This is a genomic window from Streptomyces sp. NPDC059851 (genome assembly GCF_042732005.1).
Classification (GTDB): Bacteria; Actinomycetota; Actinomycetes; order Streptomycetales; family Streptomycetaceae; genus Streptomyces.
This window is the reverse complement of record NZ_JBHWJJ010000011.1, coordinates 14,744-34,426: the sequence shown is the minus strand read 5'-3', so window position 1 is coordinate 34,426 and position 19,683 is coordinate 14,744. Positions and strand designations below refer to the sequence as shown.

Sequence of the window (19,683 nt, the reverse complement as noted above, 5' to 3'; positions counted from 1 at the left end):
GATCCACCCCTTTCGCGCGTCAGGCACCACACCCGACGACATCGGCCCCCTTTCCTGCTCCGAAAGAAGACCATGCCTGAAACTCGTCCCCTGCCCGCGCGGGCGACCGGTCTGCTCGTCACGGCCACCGCCGTCACGGCGGGCCTCGTATCGGCCGGCCCCGCCCAGGCCGTCACGGGGCCCGAAGCACCGGCTGACCGGTACGCCTTCACCGCGGCCCTCGCCGTCGGCAACGAGACGAACCCCCGTGGCTGCACCGCGGTCCTGGTCGACCCCCGCTGGGTCCTGACGGCCGCCAGCTGCCTGGCCACAACACCCGGCAGCCCGGTCTCGGCCGGGAAGCCCGCGCTGAAGACCACCGCCACGTTCGCCAAGCAGGCCCGCGACATCGTGGAGGTCTCCGCGAGTGCCACCGATCGAGACCTGGTCCTGGGCCGGCTGGCCACCCCCGTCACCGACGTCGTTCCGGTCAAGCTCGCCACCACCGCACCCGCGGACGGGGTCAACCTGACCGCAGCCGGCTTCGGGCGGACGAAGAGGGACTGGGTGCCGGGGAAGGTGCACACCGGCGCGTTCACCACGAACTCGTCCGACGCGGGCACCCTTTCGATCACCGGCAAGGGCACCGACGTCCTGTGCAAAGGCGACACGGGAGGCCCCCTCCTCAACGCCACCGGTGAGCTCGTGGGCATCAACAGCCGCTCCTGGCAGGGTGGCTGCCTCGGCACCGACGTCGCCGAAACCCGTACCGGCGCCATAGCTGCCCGTACCGACAACGTCGGTGCATGGATCTCCTCGGTCACCGCCCCGCGCACCGGCAACCAGGTGTCCCTGCTGGCCGGTGGCAACGGAGCGATGTGGTCCCAGTTCGGGTACCTCGGCTACGGTGAGTACGGCCAGTCCTGGGCCAAGGTCAACGGCAAGGACGTATCGCGGGTGGCCACCGTCCGCGACGGCGACACGCTGCGTGCCTACGCGATCGTCGACGGCCGGGTCTACGGCCAGGATCTCGACCTGGCAGCGAACGGCAGGTGGTCCGGCTGGGGCGAGGTGCCCGGTGGCGCCGCCGGTGCCAAGGACATTGCCGCCTCTCAGGTGGGCACCAGCGTCCACGTCCAGATCGTCGGTGCCGACGGCAACCTCTACTCGCAGGTCGCCGACTACAGGGCCGGCCGCTGGAACAACATGTGGACCGCGGTCGGAGCGTCCGGGCTGACCCGCGTCACCAGCGTGCCCGCCGGTCCCCTCGTGCGCGTGCAGGCCGTCGCCGACGGGCGCGTGTACGGCCGCGATTTCGACACCCGCAACGGCAGGTGGACGCCGTGGGGCGAGGTCCCCGGCAAGGCCAGCGGTGTCAAGGACATCGCCTCCAGCATGATCGGCAACAACGTTCAGGTACAGATCGTCGGCGGTGACGGCGCCCTGTGGACCCAATCCGGCAACTACGACACCGGCCGCTGGAATGACGCATGGAGCAGGGTCGGCGGCACGGGCCTGACCAACATCACGAGCGCCCCCTCGGGCAACGCCGTCGAACTGTACGCGACCGACGCCGCAGGCAAGGTCAACAATGCCCGGCTCGACACCGCTACCGGCACGTGGAGCGCGTTCCAGGAGCTCAGGGGCGGCATCTCCGCCACCACCGACGTGTCCGCCGCAATCCAGGCGGCACCCTCCAAAGTGACGCTGGCCGCGACCGTGAACAACGCGCTGTCCCTCCAGACCGGCACCCTTGCCACCGGTGCCTTCGGGGCCAACTGGAACACCGTCGGCGGCCTCCCGATCACCCACCTGACCAGCGCCGACACCGGCAACACGATCCGCTACGTCGGTGTCGCCGGCGGCCGGGTCTACGACCGCGAGTACAACCCGACGACCAACGTCTGGGGCAGCTGGAATGAGGTGCCGGGCGGCGCCGCCGGCGTCAAGGACCTCTCCGCTACCATGATCGACAACGTCCTATACGTGCAGATCGTGGGAGCCCACGGCGACCTCCACACACAGGTCGGCGACTACAACGCCGGCCGCTGGAACGACCGCTGGGCCGCCGTCCCGGGGTTCACCGGACTGACCAGCCTCACCTCCGTGAAGGCCGGCCCCTACGTCCGCCTCTACGGCATCGCCGGCGGCAAGGTCTACGGCCGCGACCTCGACACCCGCAGCAACACCTGGAACAACTGGGGCGACATCCCGGGTGGCTTCACGGGCGCCAAGGACATCACGGTCTCCCGTGTCGGAGCCACCGTCCAGATCCAGGTCATCGGCTCCGACGGTGCCCTGTACAGCCAGGCGGGCGATTACTTCGCCGGTGCCTTCAAGCCGTCCTGGACCAAGATCGGCGGCAGTGGACTGACCCGCCTCTCCAGCGTCTCCGCCGCCGGCAACACCAACGTCTACGCCATCGGCGCGGGCGGCAAGGTCCAGAGCACGACCCTCGACACCACCTTGGGCAACTGGACCGCTTGGCGCCAGGTACCCGGCACTCTCCCCACGCCGAGCGACCTCACCGCCACCGCCACCCGGTAACAATCCGCACGGCCGACCCGTCCGCGCCGTGACCTTCCCGGCGCGGACGGCAGCCAGCGCCACCCGACACCAAAAGGATCAACATGCCCGTACCCGGTTCACGCTTCGCGTGGGCTGCTGCGCTGATCGCCACCACGGTGGGAAGCGGCCTTCTCACCGCGCATCCCGCCGCTGCTCTCAACGGGGGCGACGCTCCGAACACCGGCTACGCCTTCGTCGCGAAGCTCAACCTGGGTGACAAGGCGGCCTGTTCGGGCTCGCTCGTCGACGCCCAGTGGGTGATCACCGCCGCGTCCTGTTTCCGCAACGGCTCCGCGCAGGTGCCGGCCGGCAAGCCGGCCCTGAAGACGACCGTCACCGTGGGGCGCACCGACCTCACGCAGTCCACGGGCACCGTGGTCGAGGCGGCGGAGCTGGTTCCGCACGCGGACCGTGACCTGGTGATGGTGAAGCTCGCCTGGCGGGTCGTCGGAGTGGAGCCGGTCACGGTCGCCACCACCGCCCCGGAGGTCGGTGAACAGCTCACTTCGCTGGGGTTCGGGCGGACGAAGACAGAATGGGTCCCGAAGAAGGCGCACACCGGTGCCTTCACTGTCGCCTCCGTCGAAGGCGGCACGCTCGGGCTGAACGCCTCGGGCGACGCGGTGGTCTGCAAGGGTGACACCGGCGGTCCGGCCCTGCGCCAGAAGGACGGCGGTTGGGAGCTGGCAGCGGTCAATTCGCGGTCCTGGCAGGGCGGCTGTCTGGGCACGGATGCGGCCGAGACCCGCACCGGGGCGCTCGATGTCCGTGTCGACGACGTGGCAGCCTGGGTGGACCAGGTCCGCAAGACCACCCCTGCGGTGCGTCTGGCGTCAGTGGTGCCCAACGTCACCAAGGTGATGGGGGCGGGCGACTTCAACCAGGACGGCCGTACGGACATCGCCGCCGTCACCACCGACGGCAACCTGCACACCTTCGCCGGCCGTCCCGACGGCACCTTCGAGTACGGCCGCCCGCTGTGGCGGGCCGACGGCAGCTGGGGCCGCGCCAAGAAGATCATCGGTGGGGACTTCAACGGTGACGGCATCACCGACATCGCCTCCGTCTGGAGCAACGGCGCTCTGCGCCTGTACGCGGGACGGTCTGACGGCAGCCTGGCCGACGGCAAGGCGATGTGGGCGGACGCGAACACCAACTGGGACTCCATGCGCCAACTGGAGCGGTATCGCGCGGCGGGCTCCGACCGCGACGGGCTCATCGCCGTCTGGGGTACGAGTGACGCCAAGGGGTCCCTGCACGCCTACTCCACGACCGCGGACGGGGTGCTGACCAGCAAGAACCGCAAGATGTGGCCGGACAACACCTGGCTGAGCATCCAGAAGATCACCACCGGTGATTTCAACAACGACGGCGTCGACGACATCGTCGCCATCGCCTCCGACGGCGCCCTGCGCCGCTACTCCGGCAACGCCGCCGGCGGCCTCGACGCCGGCGTCTCCATGTGGCAGGACAACACGTGGAACAACATGCCCGTCCTGTTGTCCGGTGACTTCAACGGCGACGACAAGACCGACCTCGGCGGTTTGTGGAACGACCAGCAGCGCTTCAACTTCTACAAGGGCAACGGAAAGGGTTCCCTCGTCCTGGGCACCAACGCCTGGCCCTCTCCCCTTCCGCTGCCCGCAGGCGGTCTGATCCGCAATGTGAACAGTGACAAGTGCCTGGAGATCAGCAACTCCAGCAAGGACAACGGCGCCCCCGCCCAGCAGTGGGCCTGCGTCGGTCAGGCCGGCGCGAAGTGGGAGTTCCGCCCCACGGCCACCGCTGGTGTCTACCAGATCGTGAACGTGAACAGCGGCAAGTGCCTGGAGATCATCAACTCCAAGAAGGAGAACGGGGCCCGTGCGCAGCAGTACACCTGCCGCGACATCCCCACCATGCTCTGGACGATCAAGCAGGCCGGCAGCACCGTCAGCCTGAACATCAGCAACGTCAACAGCGGCAAGACCCTGGAGATCAGCAACTCCAGCAAGGACAACGGCGCCCCCGCCCAGCAGTGGGAGCACTCTTCCGACCCGTCCTTCGCCACGCAGAGCTGGTACCTGTGACCAGCCCTGCCGACAGGCCCGCCCGCTGTTCCAAGGGAACCCACATGTCTGCACCCCGTCCGCGCCCCGCGCGGATGACCGGCCTGCTCGCCGCCGCCATCGCCGTCGCCGCCGGTCTCACCTCCGCCGGACCCGCCCAGGCCGTCTCGGGCCCGGAGGCCGCGCCCGGCGACTACGCCTCCGTCGTCAGGCTGAACGTCGGCGACGAAGCCAACGGCCGTGCCTGCACCGCGGCGCTCGTCAACGAGTGGTGGGTCGCCACCGCCACCAGTTGCTTCGCCACCGTCCCTGGCCAGCAGGTTCCGGCCGGAAAGCCCGCGCTGAAGTCGACCGTCACCCTCGCCGACGGCCGGGCCCTCGCCGTGTCCGAACTCGTTCCGCGTACCGACCGTGACGTGGTCCTGGCCCGTCTGGCGGTGCCCGCCCCCGGAGCGGCCCCGGTCAAGCGCGCCGCCACCGTCCCCACGGCCGGCGCGGACGTCACCGCCGCCGGTTTCGGCCGGACGAAGACCGAGTGGGTGCCCGCCAAGCTCCACACCGGCGCGTTCACGGTCAATTCCACTGACGCCACCAGCCTGGCCATCACCGGCAAGGGCACCGACGCGATCTGCAAGGGTGACACCGGCGGCCCGCTCCTGAACGCGGCCGGCGAGCTCGTCGGAGTCAACAGCCGGTCCTGGCAGGGCGGCTGCCTCGGCACCACCCCCGCGGAAACCCGTACCGGCGCCGTCTCCGCCCGTACCGACGACCTCGGACAATGGATCACCACGGTCACCGATCCGCTGATGGTCCGCCCCGGCCAGACCATCCAGTCGGGCACGACCCTCGTCGGCAAGCACCTCAAGCTCGCCATGCAGTCCGACGGCAACCTGGTCATCTACCACAACAGCGGTGGTGAGGGTAAGGGCGCTGCGATCTGGTCCTCCAACACCGTCGGCAACCCGGGCGCGTACGCGGTCATGCAGGCTGACGGCAACTTCGTCGTCTACACGAAGACCGGTGGGGACGGCAAGGGCGGCCACCTCTGGTCTACGGCCACGTTCGGCAACCCGGGCGCGTACCTGCGCTTCCAGACCGACGGCAACCTCGTCGTCCACAAGAAGGACGGCGGAGAGGGCAAGGGCGGCGGCCTGTGGTCGTCGCAAACCGCGATGCGGCCGAGCACCCTGCCCAGCGACGGCCGCTACCCGGCCGGGTCCTGGGCCGACAGCCCCCACAGGATCCTGGTCATGGCTAGCGACGGCCGCCTGTACATCTGGGACAAGCACCAGGCCAAGCAGGTGTGGAGTTCCAACGTCGCCGGCGGCGACGGCTCCTACCTCGCCATGCAACGCGATGGCAACCTCGTGGCCTACCGCAAGGGCGGCGGCGACGGGCTGGGCAACTCCTACTGGTCCACCGCCACCTTCGGCAACCCCGGCGCATACCTCACCTTCCAGAACGACGGCAACCTCGTCGTCTACAAGAAGGGCGGCGGCGAAGGCAAGGGCGGCGCCCTCTGGACCAGCGGAACCGTGCCCGGCGACCAGCGCCCTTCCGCCGCGGTGAACGAGGCCGGCGGAAGTGACCGCGTGCGCTGGGCCGACTTCGACGGCGACCGCAAGCCCGACTACATCACGATTGCCGACAACGGCGCCGTGTCCGTGTGGCTGAACCACGGCGGCGACCCCGCCGGCGCGAACGGCTGGCAGGGCCTCGGCCAAGTCGCTACCGGCGTGAACAGCGACCGCTCCCGGGTGCGGCTGGCCGACTTCGACGGTGACGGCAAGGCCGACTACCTCGTCATCAACCCCGACGGCTCCGTGAACGCGTGGCTCAACCGCGGCGGGGACAAGGTGGCGCCGTGGCAGGCGATCGGTCAGGTCGCGACCGGTGTCACCAAGGACCAGAGCAAGGTCCGCTTCGCCGACTGGGACGGTGACGGCCGCACCGACTACCTCGTCTTCAACGACACCGGAGCCGTCGACGTCTTCCTCAACCGCGGCGGCGACAAGGTCGCCCCCTGGCAGGGCATAGGACGGGTGACGACGGGGGCCACCACCGATCGCAACCGGGTCCGGTTCGCCGACGCCGATGGCGACGGCAAGGCCGACTACTACGCCGTCAAGCCCGACGGGAAGGTCGACCTCTACTTGAACCGTGGCGGTGACGTCGTCCCGAAGAACGGCTGGAGCGTCGTCGGCCAGATCACGAGCGGACGGACCACCGACCACACGAAGGTCCACTTCGTCGACTTCAACGCCGACGCCCACGCCGACTACGTCCTCGCCGGCGCCGGCAGCAGTGCATCCGTCTTCGCCTGGAACGGCGGTGACGCCGCCGCTGGCAGTGGCTGGATCGACCTCGGCACGGTCGCCAGCGGCGCCTGATCCCGGGATGTGGTGCCCGCCGTCCGTTCCCTCGCGATCGCGCCGAGGACGGACGGCGGGCTCGTGCGTTTCCGACGCTCGTCAGAGGCGTCGTCCGCAGAAGCCGACAACTCCACCGACCCACTTCCCTCCTTGAAGGACCGGCCAGTGACACAGCGCATCACCCCACTCGGCCTCGTCCTGCTGGCGGGCGCCACCGCACTCGGCCCCGGCACCTCTCCGGCCGCCGCTGCCGTCCAGCCCACCCCACCGCTGGTGAGGATCATGCCGCTCGGTGACTCGATCACCGCCGGCGCCGGCAGTTGCCAAGGCGCCGGATACCGCTCCGAGCTCTGGCACCTGATGGGAGGCCAGTCCCGCTATACGCCCGACTTCGTGGGCTCCGGCTCCTTCGGCAACGTCGGCGACCCGACAACGAGGGTCACATCGGCTGGACCATCGACGACGTCCGCTCGAACATCGACCGGTGGCAGACCGCTGCCGACCCGGACGTCGTCCTCCTGCACCTGGGCATCAACGACCTCAACACTCACCACGCCGACCCCGCGGACGCCGCACGGCGATTGTCCGGACTCGTCGACCGCATCGTGGCGAACAGGCCTGGAGTGACCGTCATCGTTCAGGGCCTGCTCGTCGACACGCCGGGGCTCGAACGGCAGACGCGCGACTTCAATGCCGCCGTCCGGGACCACGAACCGGAGCGCCGCGCCCGGGGTGAGCGGTTCCGTTTCGTCGAGCCGCCCCGCCTCGACGTCGTGGCCGAGCTGCCCGACCACCTGCATCCCAATGACTCCGGCTACCGCAAGATGGCCCTGGTGTACCGCGACGGGCTGGAGCAGGCCGTCAACGAGGGCTGGGCCGTGCGGCCGCGCGTACCGCGGGCCGGTACGGAGACGGGCGGCGCCGGTCCCGTACGGTGGGCGGACTTCGACGGCGACGGGCGTCCTGACCACCTCACCATTGCGGACGGCGGTGAAGCACGGGCCTGGCGCAACCAGGACGGGAAGCCGGGCGGTGGCTGGCAGGCACTCGGCCCCGTTGCCACCGGCACCACGCGGGGGACCGTACCCGGGTGCACCTTGCCGACTTCAACGGCGACGGCAGGGCCGACTATGGGGTCGTCAACTCCGACGGGTCCGTCAACGTATGGCTCAACCGTGGCGGCGACCCCAGGGGAGCCGGCGGCTGGCAGAGCATCGGCAAGGTGGCCACCGGCACCACGACCCGTGCCGAACAGGTCCGCGTCGCCGACTTCGACGGTGACGGCAGGGCCGACTACCTCACGATCGCCGACAACGGCGCTGTCCGCGCCCACCTCAACCGTGGCGGCGACGCGGCGGGCAACACCGGCTGGCGCTCCACCTCGACCTCGACCTCCTCGCCGATCGCGGCACCCGCGGCCTGCCGGTTGGCGTTGCTCAGGCCGAGCAGGTGGCGGCCTCGCAGGATGGCGACCCGGCTCTTCCAGGAATGCCCGTTGACCGTGATCGTCACGGGCGGCCGCGCGCCCCCGCCGAGCGCTGCTACCACCTCGGGCGGAACCTCCAGGCCCCGCATGGGTTCGGGTGGCTCGACGTGGGCCCAAAACTTCATGGTCTTCCTCCTGTTGTCCTGCCGGCTCACCGCGGTCCCGTCCCCGCCCGCCCGGCTCCGATGGCTGCTCTGCTCCCACTTGCCGCACCGGACCATCGCCCTGCCCTGGACGTCCGTGGACGAGGGATCGCGGCTACTCGGCGTAGGGCTGGTCGGTTCCCGTGGCGCTGTAGCCGAGACTCCAGACGTAGCCGTCCGGGTCGGCGAAGGTGCCGCCGTACCCGCCCCACGGCAGAGCACCGGCGGGCTTGAGGATCGTGGCACCGGCCTTCTGGGCCTCCGCCATGATCTCCTCGACCCGTGCCTCACTGCGGACGACGTAGGTCAGGACCAGCCCGCTGAAGCCGCTGCCTTCCGGGTCCGTGCCCACCTGGTCGGCCAGACCCTCACGACCGTAGAAGCCGACCGGCGAGGCGCCGTCCGATTCGAAGAACACCGAGACGCCGTAGTCGTTCTGGATCTTCCAGCCGAGCCCCTCGGTGTAGAACCGTTTGGCCCGGTCCATGTCCCGGACACCGAGGAGGATCGAGCTGACGTGCGCTTTCATGCCTTGCTCCTTGCACTGTAGATGGATGAGTGCCGGACATCCGGGCCAGGGCCGGGCTGTCACATCGGCGCGTGTTCGCCGGTCCGTCGGTATGACGGGGCCGGGGGTCAGGACAGCGTGGGGGCGAGCGGCGCGGCAGCCTCCCAGGCGAACCCGTCCGGGTCGGTGAAGGCGTCGGCGGTGCTTCCGAGGAGGATGCGGTGCGAGCCGGTGCCGTCGGCGGGGACGCCGAGGTCCTTGGCCAGGGCACGGCGCTTGTACAGCGCCAGCTTGACGGGGCTGGACTGACCGGGGGCGAACTCGGCGTACTTGCCGCCGACGCTCTTGGCCACGGTCAGGCCCCGGCCGGCGTAGAACTGCCTGGTGGCCTTCACGTCCTCGACGCCGAGCAGTAGGACGACCTCGTCGATCTCGCGGGTGGCGGGGCCGGTGTCCTTCTTCGCCGAAGACGCGATCTTCCAGATCGTCCCGTCCGGGGCCTGGACGACGCCGCTGTAGCCCCACAGCGACTTCGCGGCGGGCTTCAGGACCGTGGCGCCGGCGTCCACGGCGGCGCCGACGAAGCCGTCGACGGTGGCCGGTCCGGACACCGTGAGCGCCAGGGTGAAGCCGCGGAATCCGGTGGAGTGCTCCTCGGACGCCCGCAGGCGTATGTACGCGTCCACGCCGAAGGCGCTGTAGAAGCGGCGAGCGGCCTCGGGGTCGGCCACCTCAAGGGTGACGGACGCGAGGGACGTGTGGGCTGCGGTGGAAGTGGTGGTTGCCATGACCATCACGCTAGGGGCTGCGCGGCGGCCGGGGCTTCTCGATTCCTGACCGGTCTTGAGACTCGCTTCGCCACGCACGCCGGCATCCCCTCCACCTTGATCGCCGACCCCGCATCGCGGGCCGTACCCGCAGCACCGGCAGCACCGGCCGCCGCTTCCGCCGCTCGCCGCTTCCGCCGCTTTCGCCGCCCGGCGCCGGAAGGCCCCGGGCGGCATGCCGACCAGCTGCTGCGCGACCAGGAGCCCCGGCCGGTCGGCGGCGAACGGGCCGATCACCCGCGCGCCGAGCACAGGATCGGGCGACTCGGCGGGACGGGCGGGCGGATCAGCGCAGTCCGGCGAAGAGATCGTTCTCGGGTATGGCCGCGCCGGTGGCGTCCAGGACACGTACGAAGGTCTCCATGCCCATCAACTCGCCGAACCTCTCCTTGCCCATCTTGAGGAAGAAGATGTTCTCGCCCTGACTGGCGTGTGCGGCCAACGCGTCGAACTTCTGACCGCTGAACGCGGTGGTGTCCACCCACGTGGTGATCTCATCGTCGGGGAGGCCGATCTCGGCCATCGCGGCGGCCTCGGCAGGATCCGGCTCCGGCATGTCCTCGTGGAACTCGCGCATGACCTCGCCGAACCGCTGCATCATCGAACGGGGCGCGGTGGTCCAGTACACCTTCGGTGTCAGCGCGGTCATCTCCAGCGCCGCCATCGTGATGCGGTGGGCCTGGATGTGGTCGGGGTGGCCGTAGAAGCCGTTCTCGTCGTAGGTGACGACCACATCAGGTCGGTAGTGCCGCATGAGTTCCGCGAGTCGCGCCGCGCCTTCCTGCACGGGGGTCTGCCAGAAGGATCCGGGGGCGTCGTTGCTCGGCCAGCCCATCATCCCGGAGTCGGCATAGTCCAGCGTCTCCAGGTCGCTGACGTTCAGGACGTCACAGCTGGCCTGAAGTTCTTGACGGCGCATCAAGGCGACCGCCGCCGGATCGTGCCCGGGATCGCCCGGCTTGACACCCCCCGGTCCGTCACCGCAACCGCCGTCGGTACACGTCACGAGAACCGTGCGGATGCCTTCCGCTGCGTACCGCGCGAGGACCCCTCCGGTTCCGGTGGCCTCGTCGTCGGGGTGGGCGTGTACTGCCATGAGCGTCAAGGGCCGGTCAGCCATGAAACAGTCCTCCTGCAGAAATACGTTTTGGTCCGAGTACGCGGTGGGCGTACCGCGATCGTGGGGCCCGGCTCCTGTCGGGGCGGACGACGTTGGGGTCTTCGCGTTCCCCGCCCGTGCGGCGCCGGCCCTTCGGTCGATGCAACCGTGCCGCCCTGACCAGTTGTTCCCGGCGCGGCCGGGCATCCGATGGACCCGCCCAGTCTGCTCGATCAACTCCGAACCGCTGGCGTCCCCGCCCAGCGCGGCCGAGCCGCAGCTATCCGCCACCTGGTCCTCCAGGCCCCGCGCCCTTCGTCGCCCGTGCCTCGGCTACCACGACGAGACCACCACCACGCACCTGGTCGTCGAAGCCGGCGGAAGCGGGCACCGATACGCCGGCGGTGAGCGAACGCCGTGACCGCTGGGAGCCGTGGGAGGCTCAGACCAACGATGCCCTGAAGGGGTCGGTGGGGACGACCTCTGCCTCGTCGAAGAGTTGCTCCAGCGCCTCGTGGCCGTGATGCCTGCGGAACTCGATCTCGGCCGTCGTCACCGGCAGGGCCCATAGGATGCGCGCGTGTCCCCCGGGCAGCGGACAGTGTTCGAGGTCGGGCCCGTGGAGAGAGGGCAGGCTGATCAGCAGGTGGTCGCAGGCCGAACCCGCCACCCACGGTTCACCGATCGGCATGCTGTGCTCCAGGTCGAGCCGATGCCCTCCGCAGTGGTAGTGGGCGATCATCGCCATGAGTTCGACGAATCGCTGGTCGCGGACGTGGGCGGTCATGACGAACTCAAGACCGTGGCCGCCCATCTCCACCCCGGCCCAGCATCCGACGGTCACGAAGGCCCAGCAGTCGCTGCGCGGGCCGGGCCCCACGACGAGAACGCGCAGGTCGGCCAGCACCTCTCGCCGTCCCGGCCCGAGATCGTATTCGACGACCTCCACGGGATGCCCCTGGAAGAACTCCCGGACATGTGACTCGACGGCCTCCGCAGCCAGCGCCCTCGCAACACTCATCGCGCGATCATGCCAGACAGCCGACGGCGCGAGCAGGTCTTGCAGGGCGGTACGCAGCGCGCGGGCGGCACGGTCCCTCGCGGCACACCAGCTGCGCACCGCACGGTGAAGGGACGGGCAAGGTTCCTCAGGCTGCTGGACGCGCCGCTGCCTGAGGACTGCAGTAGCACCTGTGGTCCCTACTTGGTCCCGAAGCTGAGGGCCGTCCAGGGGAAGAGGTCCAAGAGCAGCAGAGCCGACCAGATCAGGTGGACACCGGCGGCCAGGATGCATGCGGGTGTGTTCGGCATCTTCATCAGCCTCAGTGCCCCGTACAGCGGTGCGAGGCAGAAGGGGATGCCCACGGCCACGTCGGCGAGCTGGGCGACGCCTTCGCGTTTGGCGGCCGCGCTCTGACCGATCAAGTACATGAAGATGCTGACGCCTAGGAGGGCTACACCTGCATAGGTTCTGAGCGGGGTTAGGTCTGCCCTGCGTGCTGCACGGACGAGCGCGAACAAGGTCATGCCGGGTGCGAGGAGGATGGTGGCGAGCGGCGTCTTGGCGTCGTGGCTGAACCAGGCGTCGGCGTCCAGCGGTGCCGGGGTGCTTTCCGTGGACGCGCCGACGGCTGTGTTGGGCGTCGCCTCGGACTCGTCCAGCAGCCCGAGCCAGACTCCCGCCCTTCTGGCGAACCCGGGGTGCCGTGCCCGCGGAACAAGGCGCGGTGCATCAACGGCTCCTTCCAGGGCACGCGATCGAGGGGCCTGGACATGCTGTGATCGCGTTGGAGGGTCCGGGACAGCCTGTTCTGCGTCACCGCTGGTGGGAGGCTTGTCCAACACCACTTTGGACGCGCGTTGGACGCTGTCTTGGGCGTCAGGGGAGTCCGGGGCCGGGTCGTCATCACCGGCGGGGCGGTCAGGGTTGTGCTGGAGGACCTCCTCCGCGTTGGACAGGGGTTGGGCAAGGTCCTCAGCAACGAGGAGTGCCTGGAGCCCGGTGGCGTCGGGACCCGCGGGGGTGGGCTGGAGGTCTTCCTCGATGATCGCCTCGTCGTGCAGGCCTTCGGCGGTGATGTGCTCCAGGCGGGCTTCGAAGTCGGAGTCGTCCACCGCATCGGCGGTGTCGGGACGGACCGGTTCGAGGGACCCGGGCCGGACGACCACGAGGTCCTGTGCCTCGCGTTCCAGCCGGCGGATTTCCTCTTGCGCGACCAGGGCTTCAGCCATCCAGAACTCCTGCTGTTCCTCCGCCGTCAGCCTGCGGGTGCGGGCCCGTTCTTGTTGCACCTGGACCCGGCTCAACCGCTCCTTCGCCTGGCCGAGCTGGCGCTCCACCCGTGCACGCTCGCGTTCGCCGCCGAGCTTCAGCTGGAGCTCGGCGTTCTCCAGCCGGCTCTGGGTGTAGGCGAGCATGGGCCGGAGCTCCGCGAGGTGCTTCTCCGCGTTCGCCGCGAGCGCCTGGTACTTGACGACCTGCTGGAGTGCGTCGTCGCGCCGCTGGTGCTGGCGCACCAGCTCCCCGCCACCCGGTAACCGGCTGGCAAGACGCTCGGCGTCGGCCGCCTTCCACAGCTCCAAGGCCTGGACCGAAGCGGTACTACGGCGGGCACCTGGCGGGGTGAAGGCCTCCACCAATTTCCCGACCAGGATCTTGGGGATGAGCTGCGAGCCATTGAGGTAGTTCCCCCAGCTGGAACTGCTCCGGCCGAACCGGTCGGCCAGGTCCCGGACCGACGCGCCCCTGGTCAAGGCCACCAGGAACAGGGCCAGCTGGCCAGCCGCCGTCTCTTCGTTGATCTCACGCTGAGGGGACATCGCGCCCCTCTCCCACCCTGCTGTCCAACCCTGACCATCCGATGACCACGCCCGAACCTCCTTCCAGCAGGCACAACGCCCTGCACGTGCCCATGGACAGGCCCGGCACGGCGAATCTCTCCTCACCGCAACCGGCTCTGTCACCAGGGGAGAACGCCATGAGCCTGTCCACGCTGTACACATTCCTCAGCCACGACCTCCTCGGTGACGTCGTCGCCGCCAGCCTCGTCGCCGGGATCGGATACCTAGCCAAGAAGATCCGGGCCAGCGCCCGCAACCGAAACGACCGAACCCGACGCACCCGCCAGTAGTTCAGGTGCGCGCGGCCCGCCACCGGGTTCGGCGGGCCGCGCGCACCAGGGGCACCCCGTCAGCCCGAAGTCGGCGACCGCGCCCCCGAGGCCGAGCTCGTCAGCCCCGGCGTCAGCTGCTGGCCGGCCTGTGACATGACGAGGGGCGGGACTAAGGGCCCCGCCCAGCCCCGCCCAGCCCCGCCCAGTCCCGCCCATCCGCTCCGATCCGGTGCCGGGAATCTGCACGTCGGCAACGGGTCCACCTGGCGGTGCTGTCCGGCACGCTGCCGCATCTTGTGGCGGACCCGTTCGAGGAACCCGAACCTGGTCACTTCACCATGGCCCACATGCATGAGCTCACGGGTGGACGTGCCACACCGTGACGGCCCTGTTCTCCCGAAGCTACGGCGGCGTTGACGAATTGGGTGGGGCGCGCCCTACTCGGCGTACCGGTGGTCCTGCCGGCGCATCGGCGGGCCCGGCCCGCACGTCCTCGATCACGTCGCCGGTGGTGGTCCTGGACCCGGGCTCCTGAGGCTCATGTCCCGGCACGAGGCTCACGCGGTCGGGGACCTGGACCGTCGCCGGTCATGGGGCACCGAAACGTCGAGTCAGCCGGGCCGGTGGTTCAGTGGCTGTACGCAATCCGTCGACCGGCATGAGCCGGGCGGCGTAGAAGCTGCAGCGCAAGCAGATGGGTTCAGCGCTGCGCCGCTTCGTGCCCTACGCCTTCTTGCACCGGTCGCTTCGGCTGACGGCAGCCGCGGCACAGCCGGCGAAGGGCCGGACCGATCACGGTCCGGCCCTTCGCGGTTTTCATGACGGACTTCGACCCGACGGGTCCTCAGAGCCCCCAGTGCCCAGCGGTCTCACCGGCGTCGCCGGGCGGAGGGCCCTGACCCGATCTGAGACGGATTTCCGTCGCTCACGTGTCGTCGTCCACCCAGAGCTCCCAGCGGCTTCCGTTCCGCTCGCAGACCCAGAAGGCGTAGGCAGAGCTCGCCCCGAAGGACTCACAAGCGGACCTGGTACGGAAGGTGTCGACACGGATCAGATCGAGTGCGGTCATCAGTGCAGCGGTCGTCGTGTTCGCGTCAAAGTTCGGAACGGCGAACACATCCTGGTCCGAACCGACGTGCGTCGCGGCCATGAACGCACCCTCCGCAATGGTGTCGCTGTGGGCATCGCGACCGGACTGAGCTGCTTGGGCTGGAACGGCTGCGGTGCCGAGCGCCAAAGCAGTCCCGAGTGCCACACTCGCGAGGACTTGGCGTAATCGCATCCTCTCTCCCTATCTCTCTCCCGGACGTGACGGGACGCCACGCGCGGCGTGGTTCCCAGATTGCTGTGGCGCATGGGGGCCTTGGCCTTGTACGAAGGCGCACCATGTCCATCGGATCCGAGGGGGACAGGCGTGTACTGCGAGCGTCGCGCTTCCGCCTGGTTACGGGATCACGTGGTGACGCACCGAGGTCATCACACTGCAGGGCGTGGACCCGTAAGGCTCACCCTTTCCCCCGCCACCGTGACATTGATCCTGGACTGGGGCGATCCCCTGCGCTGTTCTACGAGCCCGGGAGCGGGGCGGCGGAGCAGACGACGTGGCATGCCATGTTCGCCGGCTTGCGGACGGCGTCGGTGAGGGGCGGTTTCGAGGGCCGCGCGGAGGCGGTCCTGAGCGGGCTCCCCGCCGAACTGCGGACCCTCGTTTCGCGCTGCCTCGTCAAGGACCCCCAGGCAGGGCCCCGTTGACCGAGATCCGCGACCTCTGCCGTGCCGCCGCGGACCAGACCCAGCTGCGCAGGCCCGAGGACTGGCTCCCTCCCGGACTTGCGGCGGGCATCGCCGAACGCCCGCCCCGGGAACAATGGGCATCCATGCGCCGCCAGCCGGGCTCAAGGCCAGCCGGCTCCTGCCGGATTTCCGGTAGGTGAGGACGTTGCCTTCCACCCGGGCCGGCTTCCAGCCCGCACGCTCCAGTTCGGCCAGATCAGCCGTGGCGCGGCGGGCAGCGACTGGCAGGGGCGGATTTGCACTCCATCACGTTGATGCAGCCCGAACATCACCACCGGGAGCTGGCGGGGTCTGGCCCTCCTACAGACCGGTTCCTGCGGAGGACGACAGCCGATGGCCTGTGCTGATCGCCATAGCTTGCCTCTGCGAGCACTGCCCGCACGGTTCCTCCGCGCTACCGGGCGGTGCGCTGCTGGTCGGTACGGTCTGCGAAGGCGTGGTCGGTACGGTGCGGTCGTAGACGATCCACCCCCGCACACCTACGGTCCGGTCCATGCTGGATCCCCAGCTGCTGGAACCGCTGAGCAACTGCAGGCGGTGGCCCGGGTACGGGGTGTCCCGTGCGGCGTGTGTCCAGATCGCTGCGGAGTCTGGGCGGTCGCCTCGTATGAAGGCGCACTCTGTCTACGAGAGTCGACTGACACACGCACGGTACGAGGGCGCGGTGGAGGGGGAAAGGCGAAACATCCATGGAGTCGATGAACAGGGGCGGGTACGTGGAGCGTCGCGCCTCGAAGCGGTTACGGGATCAGGTCGTGATGTACAGGGGTCATCGCACCGCAGGACCAGTACCGCTCAGGCGCAGTCTTCCCTCGGCCACGGTGACGTTGTTCCTCGGCTGGGGGGATCCCTTGCACCTGCTTCACGAGACCCGGAGCGCTCGAGCGCAGCGGACGACGTGGCAGGCTACGCTCGCCGGGCTGCAGACATCGTCGCTGAAGGGTGGCTTCGAGGGCGCCGCGGAGGGGGTCGAGATTGACTTCACTCCAATCGGCGCGTACATGTGCCTGGGATTGCCACTGCATCACCTGGCCAACTGCCACCTGCACCCCGATGAAGTGCTGGGTACCGGCTGGTCAGCGCAGCTGACCGAGCAGCTCGTTGCAGTGCCGGACTGGGGCAGACGCTGGGCGATCATCGAGGACGCCCTGACGCGGCGGATGGTGGACGCTCCGCCGACCTCGCCGGTCGTCGCCGAGGCATGGAGCCGACTGCGTGCCTGCCACGGGCGGCTTTCTACCAGAGATCTGGTTGCCGCGACGGGCCGCGGCAGCCGGCGGCTGCAGGGGCTCTTCCGCGAGCAGATCGGACTGCCCCCGCAAACGGTCAGCCGGATTCTGCGGTTCCAACGAGCGCTCACGCTACCGTTCGACGCCTGTCGGTCGCTGGCTGATCGGGCGGCTCTGTGTGGTTACTACGACGAGGCACACATGAACCATGACTTCCATGACCTGGCCGGACTCACCCCCGCACAGCTATGCGCTCTCGCTGATCACGCCGCTTCCGAAGGCGAGGGTGCTATGGATGAACGACTGCCCATTGTCTTCGATCGCTGAAGTGGGTGGACGGACACCACGAGCGCCGAGGGACGGCTGGTGATCAAGGTGAGGCCACGACGGTCGTAGCTCGCCACGGGCCCGGGCGAAGCCGTCGCAAGCATCGCGGGGCGGCCGCCGATCATCCTCCACGGTGAGGCACAAGTCCGACCCGAACCACCCACTGAAGACCCTCCGTCGGAAGCTCAGGGCTGTCCCTGCCGACCCGGAAACACGCGGCCGGACGCGCCCGCACGTGCTCGTCGAAGGTGACCACCTGGATCTGATCGGCTGGGTAACGGTCGGTCCACAGGGCTGATCACGGCACTCGCCACTGGCAATTCACATCGCCTACCGACACGGCGCAGGCAGTGACGCAGCGTCATGCAGCTCGAGAAGCGAGCCGGCGGTGCCCACTTGCTCCCGATCAGCTCAGCGGCACGGATCGTCAACCGTGAGGCGGTTCCAGCCAGCCGGCAGCAGTCCTTGGCCTTCCTGGTCCCCTGTGGCCTCAACGACAGCTTGGTCGAGCGGTGGTCGGATGCGTTGGACCGGATCACGGGGGACTTCGGCACCGTACTCAGCGCGTGGAGCGACCTGGGGGCACACCTGCCATCGCCGCGGAGAATGTCCGCGACCTGGGTGCCGATGGAGACGGCCAACGCCCGGCAGGCGTTGGAGCAGGCTGCCCGCCTGCACTCCCGAAGGAGGGAAGGCGGGGTCCATGCTGAGGAAAGTTGGCAACGGCCGCAGCGGATCTTCTCGCGGCGTGCTGAGCGGCTGCGTAGCCGAGACTGCTGCGGCTGGCGGTATGGCGCTGCGTCAGATCCAGCAGCCCGCGCCCTGCCGGCACTGTCTTCGGCCTGGCAGAGAGCGCGGGCGGCCGGTTTCGGTAGCTCGTCAGGCGGTCGCGGTCTGGTGAGACCGGGGCCGCCCTCGTATCCGGACTCAGCGGACGAGCTTGGTGTACTCGTCGAAGTCGATCTTCTTGTCGCCGTTCTCGTCGGCCATCCGTACGATCACCTCGATGTTCTCGTCCGAGACGTTCGTGTTGGTGCGCTGGAGGGACGCCTTGAATTCGTCGGCGGTGATGAATCCGTCTCCGTCGGTGTCGATGTTGTTGAAGGCTGCGCGCTTTTCGGCACTCACGCTGGGGTCTCCCTCGAAGTCGGAGGTACTTGTCGTGGGTTAACGGCTGACTGTGCGCGGCAGGCACGGGCGGTTGGATTGGCGTTCGGGTGATCCGTGACGGCTGGGCCCGGAAGCCGGGCTCTTCCGCTATCTGGTGGGCGGCCCCGCTTCGGTGGAGGTGATCCGGGTGGCTGATCAGGCGCGTTCTTCGAGGGGTGGCGGATGCGGTGGTGGGGCCGGCGGCGTTCGGCTGCCGGCTGTGCCCCGCGCGGCCCACAGGGCAGGCGGTGTGTTGGAGGAACGCCTGGCCCATCACTTGCAGTGTGTCACCGCCAGAGCGTCACCGCCCGACCGTCCCTGGTCCTCACCGGCCCGACTACCACCGGCAAGACCACCGCTCTGCTTCGAGGGGTCGGCCGGACCTGCCGTCTGGCTCACGCCCACCGCACCCACCCGCCGCGTCCACGCCGGCGGCACCAGCGTGCCCGTCGCCTGCGTACTGGTGCCGCCGGGCGGCACGGCCAAGACCCTGGCATGCGCGTTCGCCCGCTACCTCCACCTCCCCGTCACCACCGCGCAGATCACCACGGCCACGGACCGGCGTCCGCCGACGGGACCAGGCCCGGCCGATCGCTCGCGCCCATCACGCCGGAGACAACTGCGCACGACCGGTGTTGAGCAGCGGGTGAGCAGTCGGCCGGCACGTTCCAGGGGTGGCGCACCAATGGTTCGCTCATCGCCGCGCTTGAGTACCTTCGCCGGTGCGGGGCGGAGTGGACGGAGACCGAGCTCCGCTGGTGCCCGGACGCTGTGCTGTCCACCGAGGTGGACTGGCAAGAGGTGTACACCGTTGCGGTGGGCCGTCGTTTTCCGCATGTCGGTTCGGCTCCGGTGGATCCTGCCGCCGACCGGTGTGGGGTGGGGCGGATCGCCGGGGGTGGGGCCGGGCGGTGGTGGTGGCGGCGGTGGTGGTCGTGGGCTGGCGCGGCTGCCACCGGAAATGAGCCAGGGCCGTTGGCTGGGCAAGCCATCAGTTCTGGCTCATTATCAGTCATTCTGGCTGGAAGATCGCCGTTGATT

The 19,683-nt window shown here is 69.3% G+C and carries 13 protein-coding genes and 2 pseudogenes; 7 read left to right on the top strand and 8 right to left on the bottom strand.

The genetic code is table 11. The annotated features are described in order from the left end of the window. Positions 1 to 72 precede the first annotated feature (72 nt). From ACFV7Q_RS05660 to ACFV7Q_RS05640, 5 genes and pseudogenes are all read left to right on the top strand, one after another. The gene (locus tag ACFV7Q_RS05660) at positions 73 to 2,526 is read left to right on the top strand and encodes a trypsin-like serine protease (protein WP_385423910.1); all 2,454 of its coding nucleotides are present in this window, start codon (positions 73 to 75) and stop codon (positions 2,524 to 2,526) included. An 83-nt stretch (positions 2,527 to 2,609) separates the two neighbouring features. Continuing rightward, a complete protein-coding gene (locus ACFV7Q_RS05655; protein ID WP_385423908.1) occupies positions 2,610 to 4,616 on the top strand; it encodes an RICIN domain-containing protein in 2,007 nt (668 codons plus the stop codon). Between the two features lie 44 nt (positions 4,617 to 4,660). Continuing rightward, the gene (locus tag ACFV7Q_RS05650; protein ID WP_385423906.1) at positions 4,661 to 6,985 is read left to right on the top strand and encodes an FG-GAP-like repeat-containing protein; all 2,325 of its coding nucleotides are present in this window, start codon (positions 4,661 to 4,663) and stop codon (positions 6,983 to 6,985) included. Positions 6,986 to 7,287: 302 nt separating this feature from the next. Next, positions 7,288 to 7,728 (top strand): annotated as a pseudogene (locus ACFV7Q_RS05645) (GDSL-type esterase/lipase family protein); the annotation flags it as partial. 329 nt (positions 7,729 to 8,057) lie between these two features. Next, positions 8,058 to 8,207, top strand: a pseudogene (locus tag ACFV7Q_RS05640) (FG-GAP-like repeat-containing protein); the annotation flags it as partial. A gap of 53 nt (positions 8,208 to 8,260) precedes the next feature. Here ACFV7Q_RS05640 and ACFV7Q_RS05635 read toward each other — a convergent pair. The 6 genes from ACFV7Q_RS05635 to ACFV7Q_RS05610 all read right to left on the bottom strand — a co-directional run bounded on the left by ACFV7Q_RS05635 (position 8,261) and on the right by ACFV7Q_RS05610 (position 13,850). Then, positions 8,261 to 8,578 (bottom strand): DUF1905 domain-containing protein, encoded by a 318-nt coding sequence (locus ACFV7Q_RS05635; protein ID WP_385423905.1) that lies wholly within the window; start codon positions 8,576 to 8,578, stop codon positions 8,261 to 8,263. Between the two features lie 133 nt (positions 8,579 to 8,711). Then, a complete protein-coding gene (locus ACFV7Q_RS05630) occupies positions 8,712 to 9,125 on the bottom strand; it encodes a VOC family protein (protein ID WP_385423903.1) in 414 nt (137 codons plus the stop codon). Between the two features lie 107 nt (positions 9,126 to 9,232). Beyond that, entirely contained in the window at positions 9,233 to 9,898 is a 666-nt protein-coding gene (locus tag ACFV7Q_RS05625; protein ID WP_385423901.1) for a glyoxalase, read from the bottom strand. Between the two features lie 319 nt (positions 9,899 to 10,217). Continuing rightward, positions 10,218 to 11,051, bottom strand: coding sequence for a PIG-L family deacetylase (locus ACFV7Q_RS05620; protein ID WP_385423899.1), 834 nt, complete (start codon positions 11,049 to 11,051; stop codon positions 10,218 to 10,220). A 421-nt stretch (positions 11,052 to 11,472) separates the two neighbouring features. Further along, positions 11,473 to 12,051 carry a suppressor of fused domain protein gene (locus tag ACFV7Q_RS05615; protein ID WP_385423895.1) on the bottom strand — a complete coding sequence of 193 codons (579 nt, stop codon included), beginning with the start codon at positions 12,049 to 12,051 and terminating at the stop codon, positions 11,473 to 11,475. Positions 12,052 to 12,230: 179 nt separating this feature from the next. Beyond that, a complete protein-coding gene (locus ACFV7Q_RS05610) occupies positions 12,231 to 13,850 on the bottom strand; it encodes a hypothetical protein (protein WP_385423893.1) in 1,620 nt (539 codons plus the stop codon). 158 nt (positions 13,851 to 14,008) lie between these two features. On the opposite strand from ACFV7Q_RS05610, the gene ACFV7Q_RS05605 reads away from it, so the two are divergent. Further along, positions 14,009 to 14,161, top strand: a complete 153-nt coding sequence (locus ACFV7Q_RS05605) for a hypothetical protein (protein ID WP_385423891.1) — start codon at positions 14,009 to 14,011, stop codon at positions 14,159 to 14,161. A gap of 907 nt (positions 14,162 to 15,068) precedes the next feature. Here the strand turns inward: ACFV7Q_RS05605 and ACFV7Q_RS05600 are convergent. Next, on the bottom strand, positions 15,069 to 15,425 hold the full coding sequence (locus tag ACFV7Q_RS05600) for a hypothetical protein (RefSeq protein ID WP_385423889.1): 357 nt from the start codon (positions 15,423 to 15,425) through the stop codon (positions 15,069 to 15,071). A 1,333-nt stretch (positions 15,426 to 16,758) separates the two neighbouring features. On the opposite strand from ACFV7Q_RS05600, the gene ACFV7Q_RS05595 reads away from it, so the two are divergent. Next, complete coding sequence (locus ACFV7Q_RS05595; protein ID WP_385423887.1) at positions 16,759 to 17,493, top strand: helix-turn-helix domain-containing protein; 735 nt, start codon at positions 16,759 to 16,761, stop codon at positions 17,491 to 17,493. Between the two features lie 927 nt (positions 17,494 to 18,420). Here the strand turns inward: ACFV7Q_RS05595 and ACFV7Q_RS05590 are convergent. Next, positions 18,421 to 18,621, bottom strand: coding sequence for an EF-hand domain-containing protein (locus ACFV7Q_RS05590; protein WP_385423885.1), 201 nt, complete (start codon positions 18,619 to 18,621; stop codon positions 18,421 to 18,423). Between the last annotated feature and the right edge of the window lie 1,062 nt (positions 18,622 to 19,683).

Bases quoted from the DNA above. Each gene is read 5' to 3' on its own strand.
- ACFV7Q_RS05650 (WP_385423906.1), top strand. From the start codon at position 4,661: ATGTCTGCACCCCGTCCGCGCCCCGCGCGGATGACCGGCCTGCTCGCC.
- ACFV7Q_RS05605 (WP_385423891.1), top strand. From the start codon at position 14,009: ATGAGCCTGTCCACGCTGTACACATTCCTCAGCCACGACCTCCTCGGT.
- ACFV7Q_RS05610 (WP_385423893.1), bottom strand. From the start codon at position 13,850: ATGTCCCCTCAGCGTGAGATCAACGAAGAGACGGCGGCTGGCCAGCTG.
- ACFV7Q_RS05615 (WP_385423895.1), bottom strand. From the start codon at position 12,051: ATGAGTGTTGCGAGGGCGCTGGCTGCGGAGGCCGTCGAGTCACATGTC.
- ACFV7Q_RS05625 (WP_385423901.1), bottom strand. From the start codon at position 9,898: ATGGTCATGGCAACCACCACTTCCACCGCAGCCCACACGTCCCTCGCG.
- ACFV7Q_RS05630 (WP_385423903.1), bottom strand. From the start codon at position 9,125: ATGAAAGCGCACGTCAGCTCGATCCTCCTCGGTGTCCGGGACATGGAC.
- ACFV7Q_RS05620 (WP_385423899.1), bottom strand. From the start codon at position 11,051: ATGGCTGACCGGCCCTTGACGCTCATGGCAGTACACGCCCACCCCGAC.
- ACFV7Q_RS05635 (WP_385423905.1), bottom strand. From the start codon at position 8,578: ATGAAGTTTTGGGCCCACGTCGAGCCACCCGAACCCATGCGGGGCCTG.
- ACFV7Q_RS05660 (WP_385423910.1), top strand. From the start codon at position 73: ATGCCTGAAACTCGTCCCCTGCCCGCGCGGGCGACCGGTCTGCTCGTC.
- ACFV7Q_RS05655 (WP_385423908.1), top strand. From the start codon at position 2,610: ATGCCCGTACCCGGTTCACGCTTCGCGTGGGCTGCTGCGCTGATCGCC.
- ACFV7Q_RS05600 (WP_385423889.1), bottom strand. From the start codon at position 15,425: ATGCGATTACGCCAAGTCCTCGCGAGTGTGGCACTCGGGACTGCTTTG.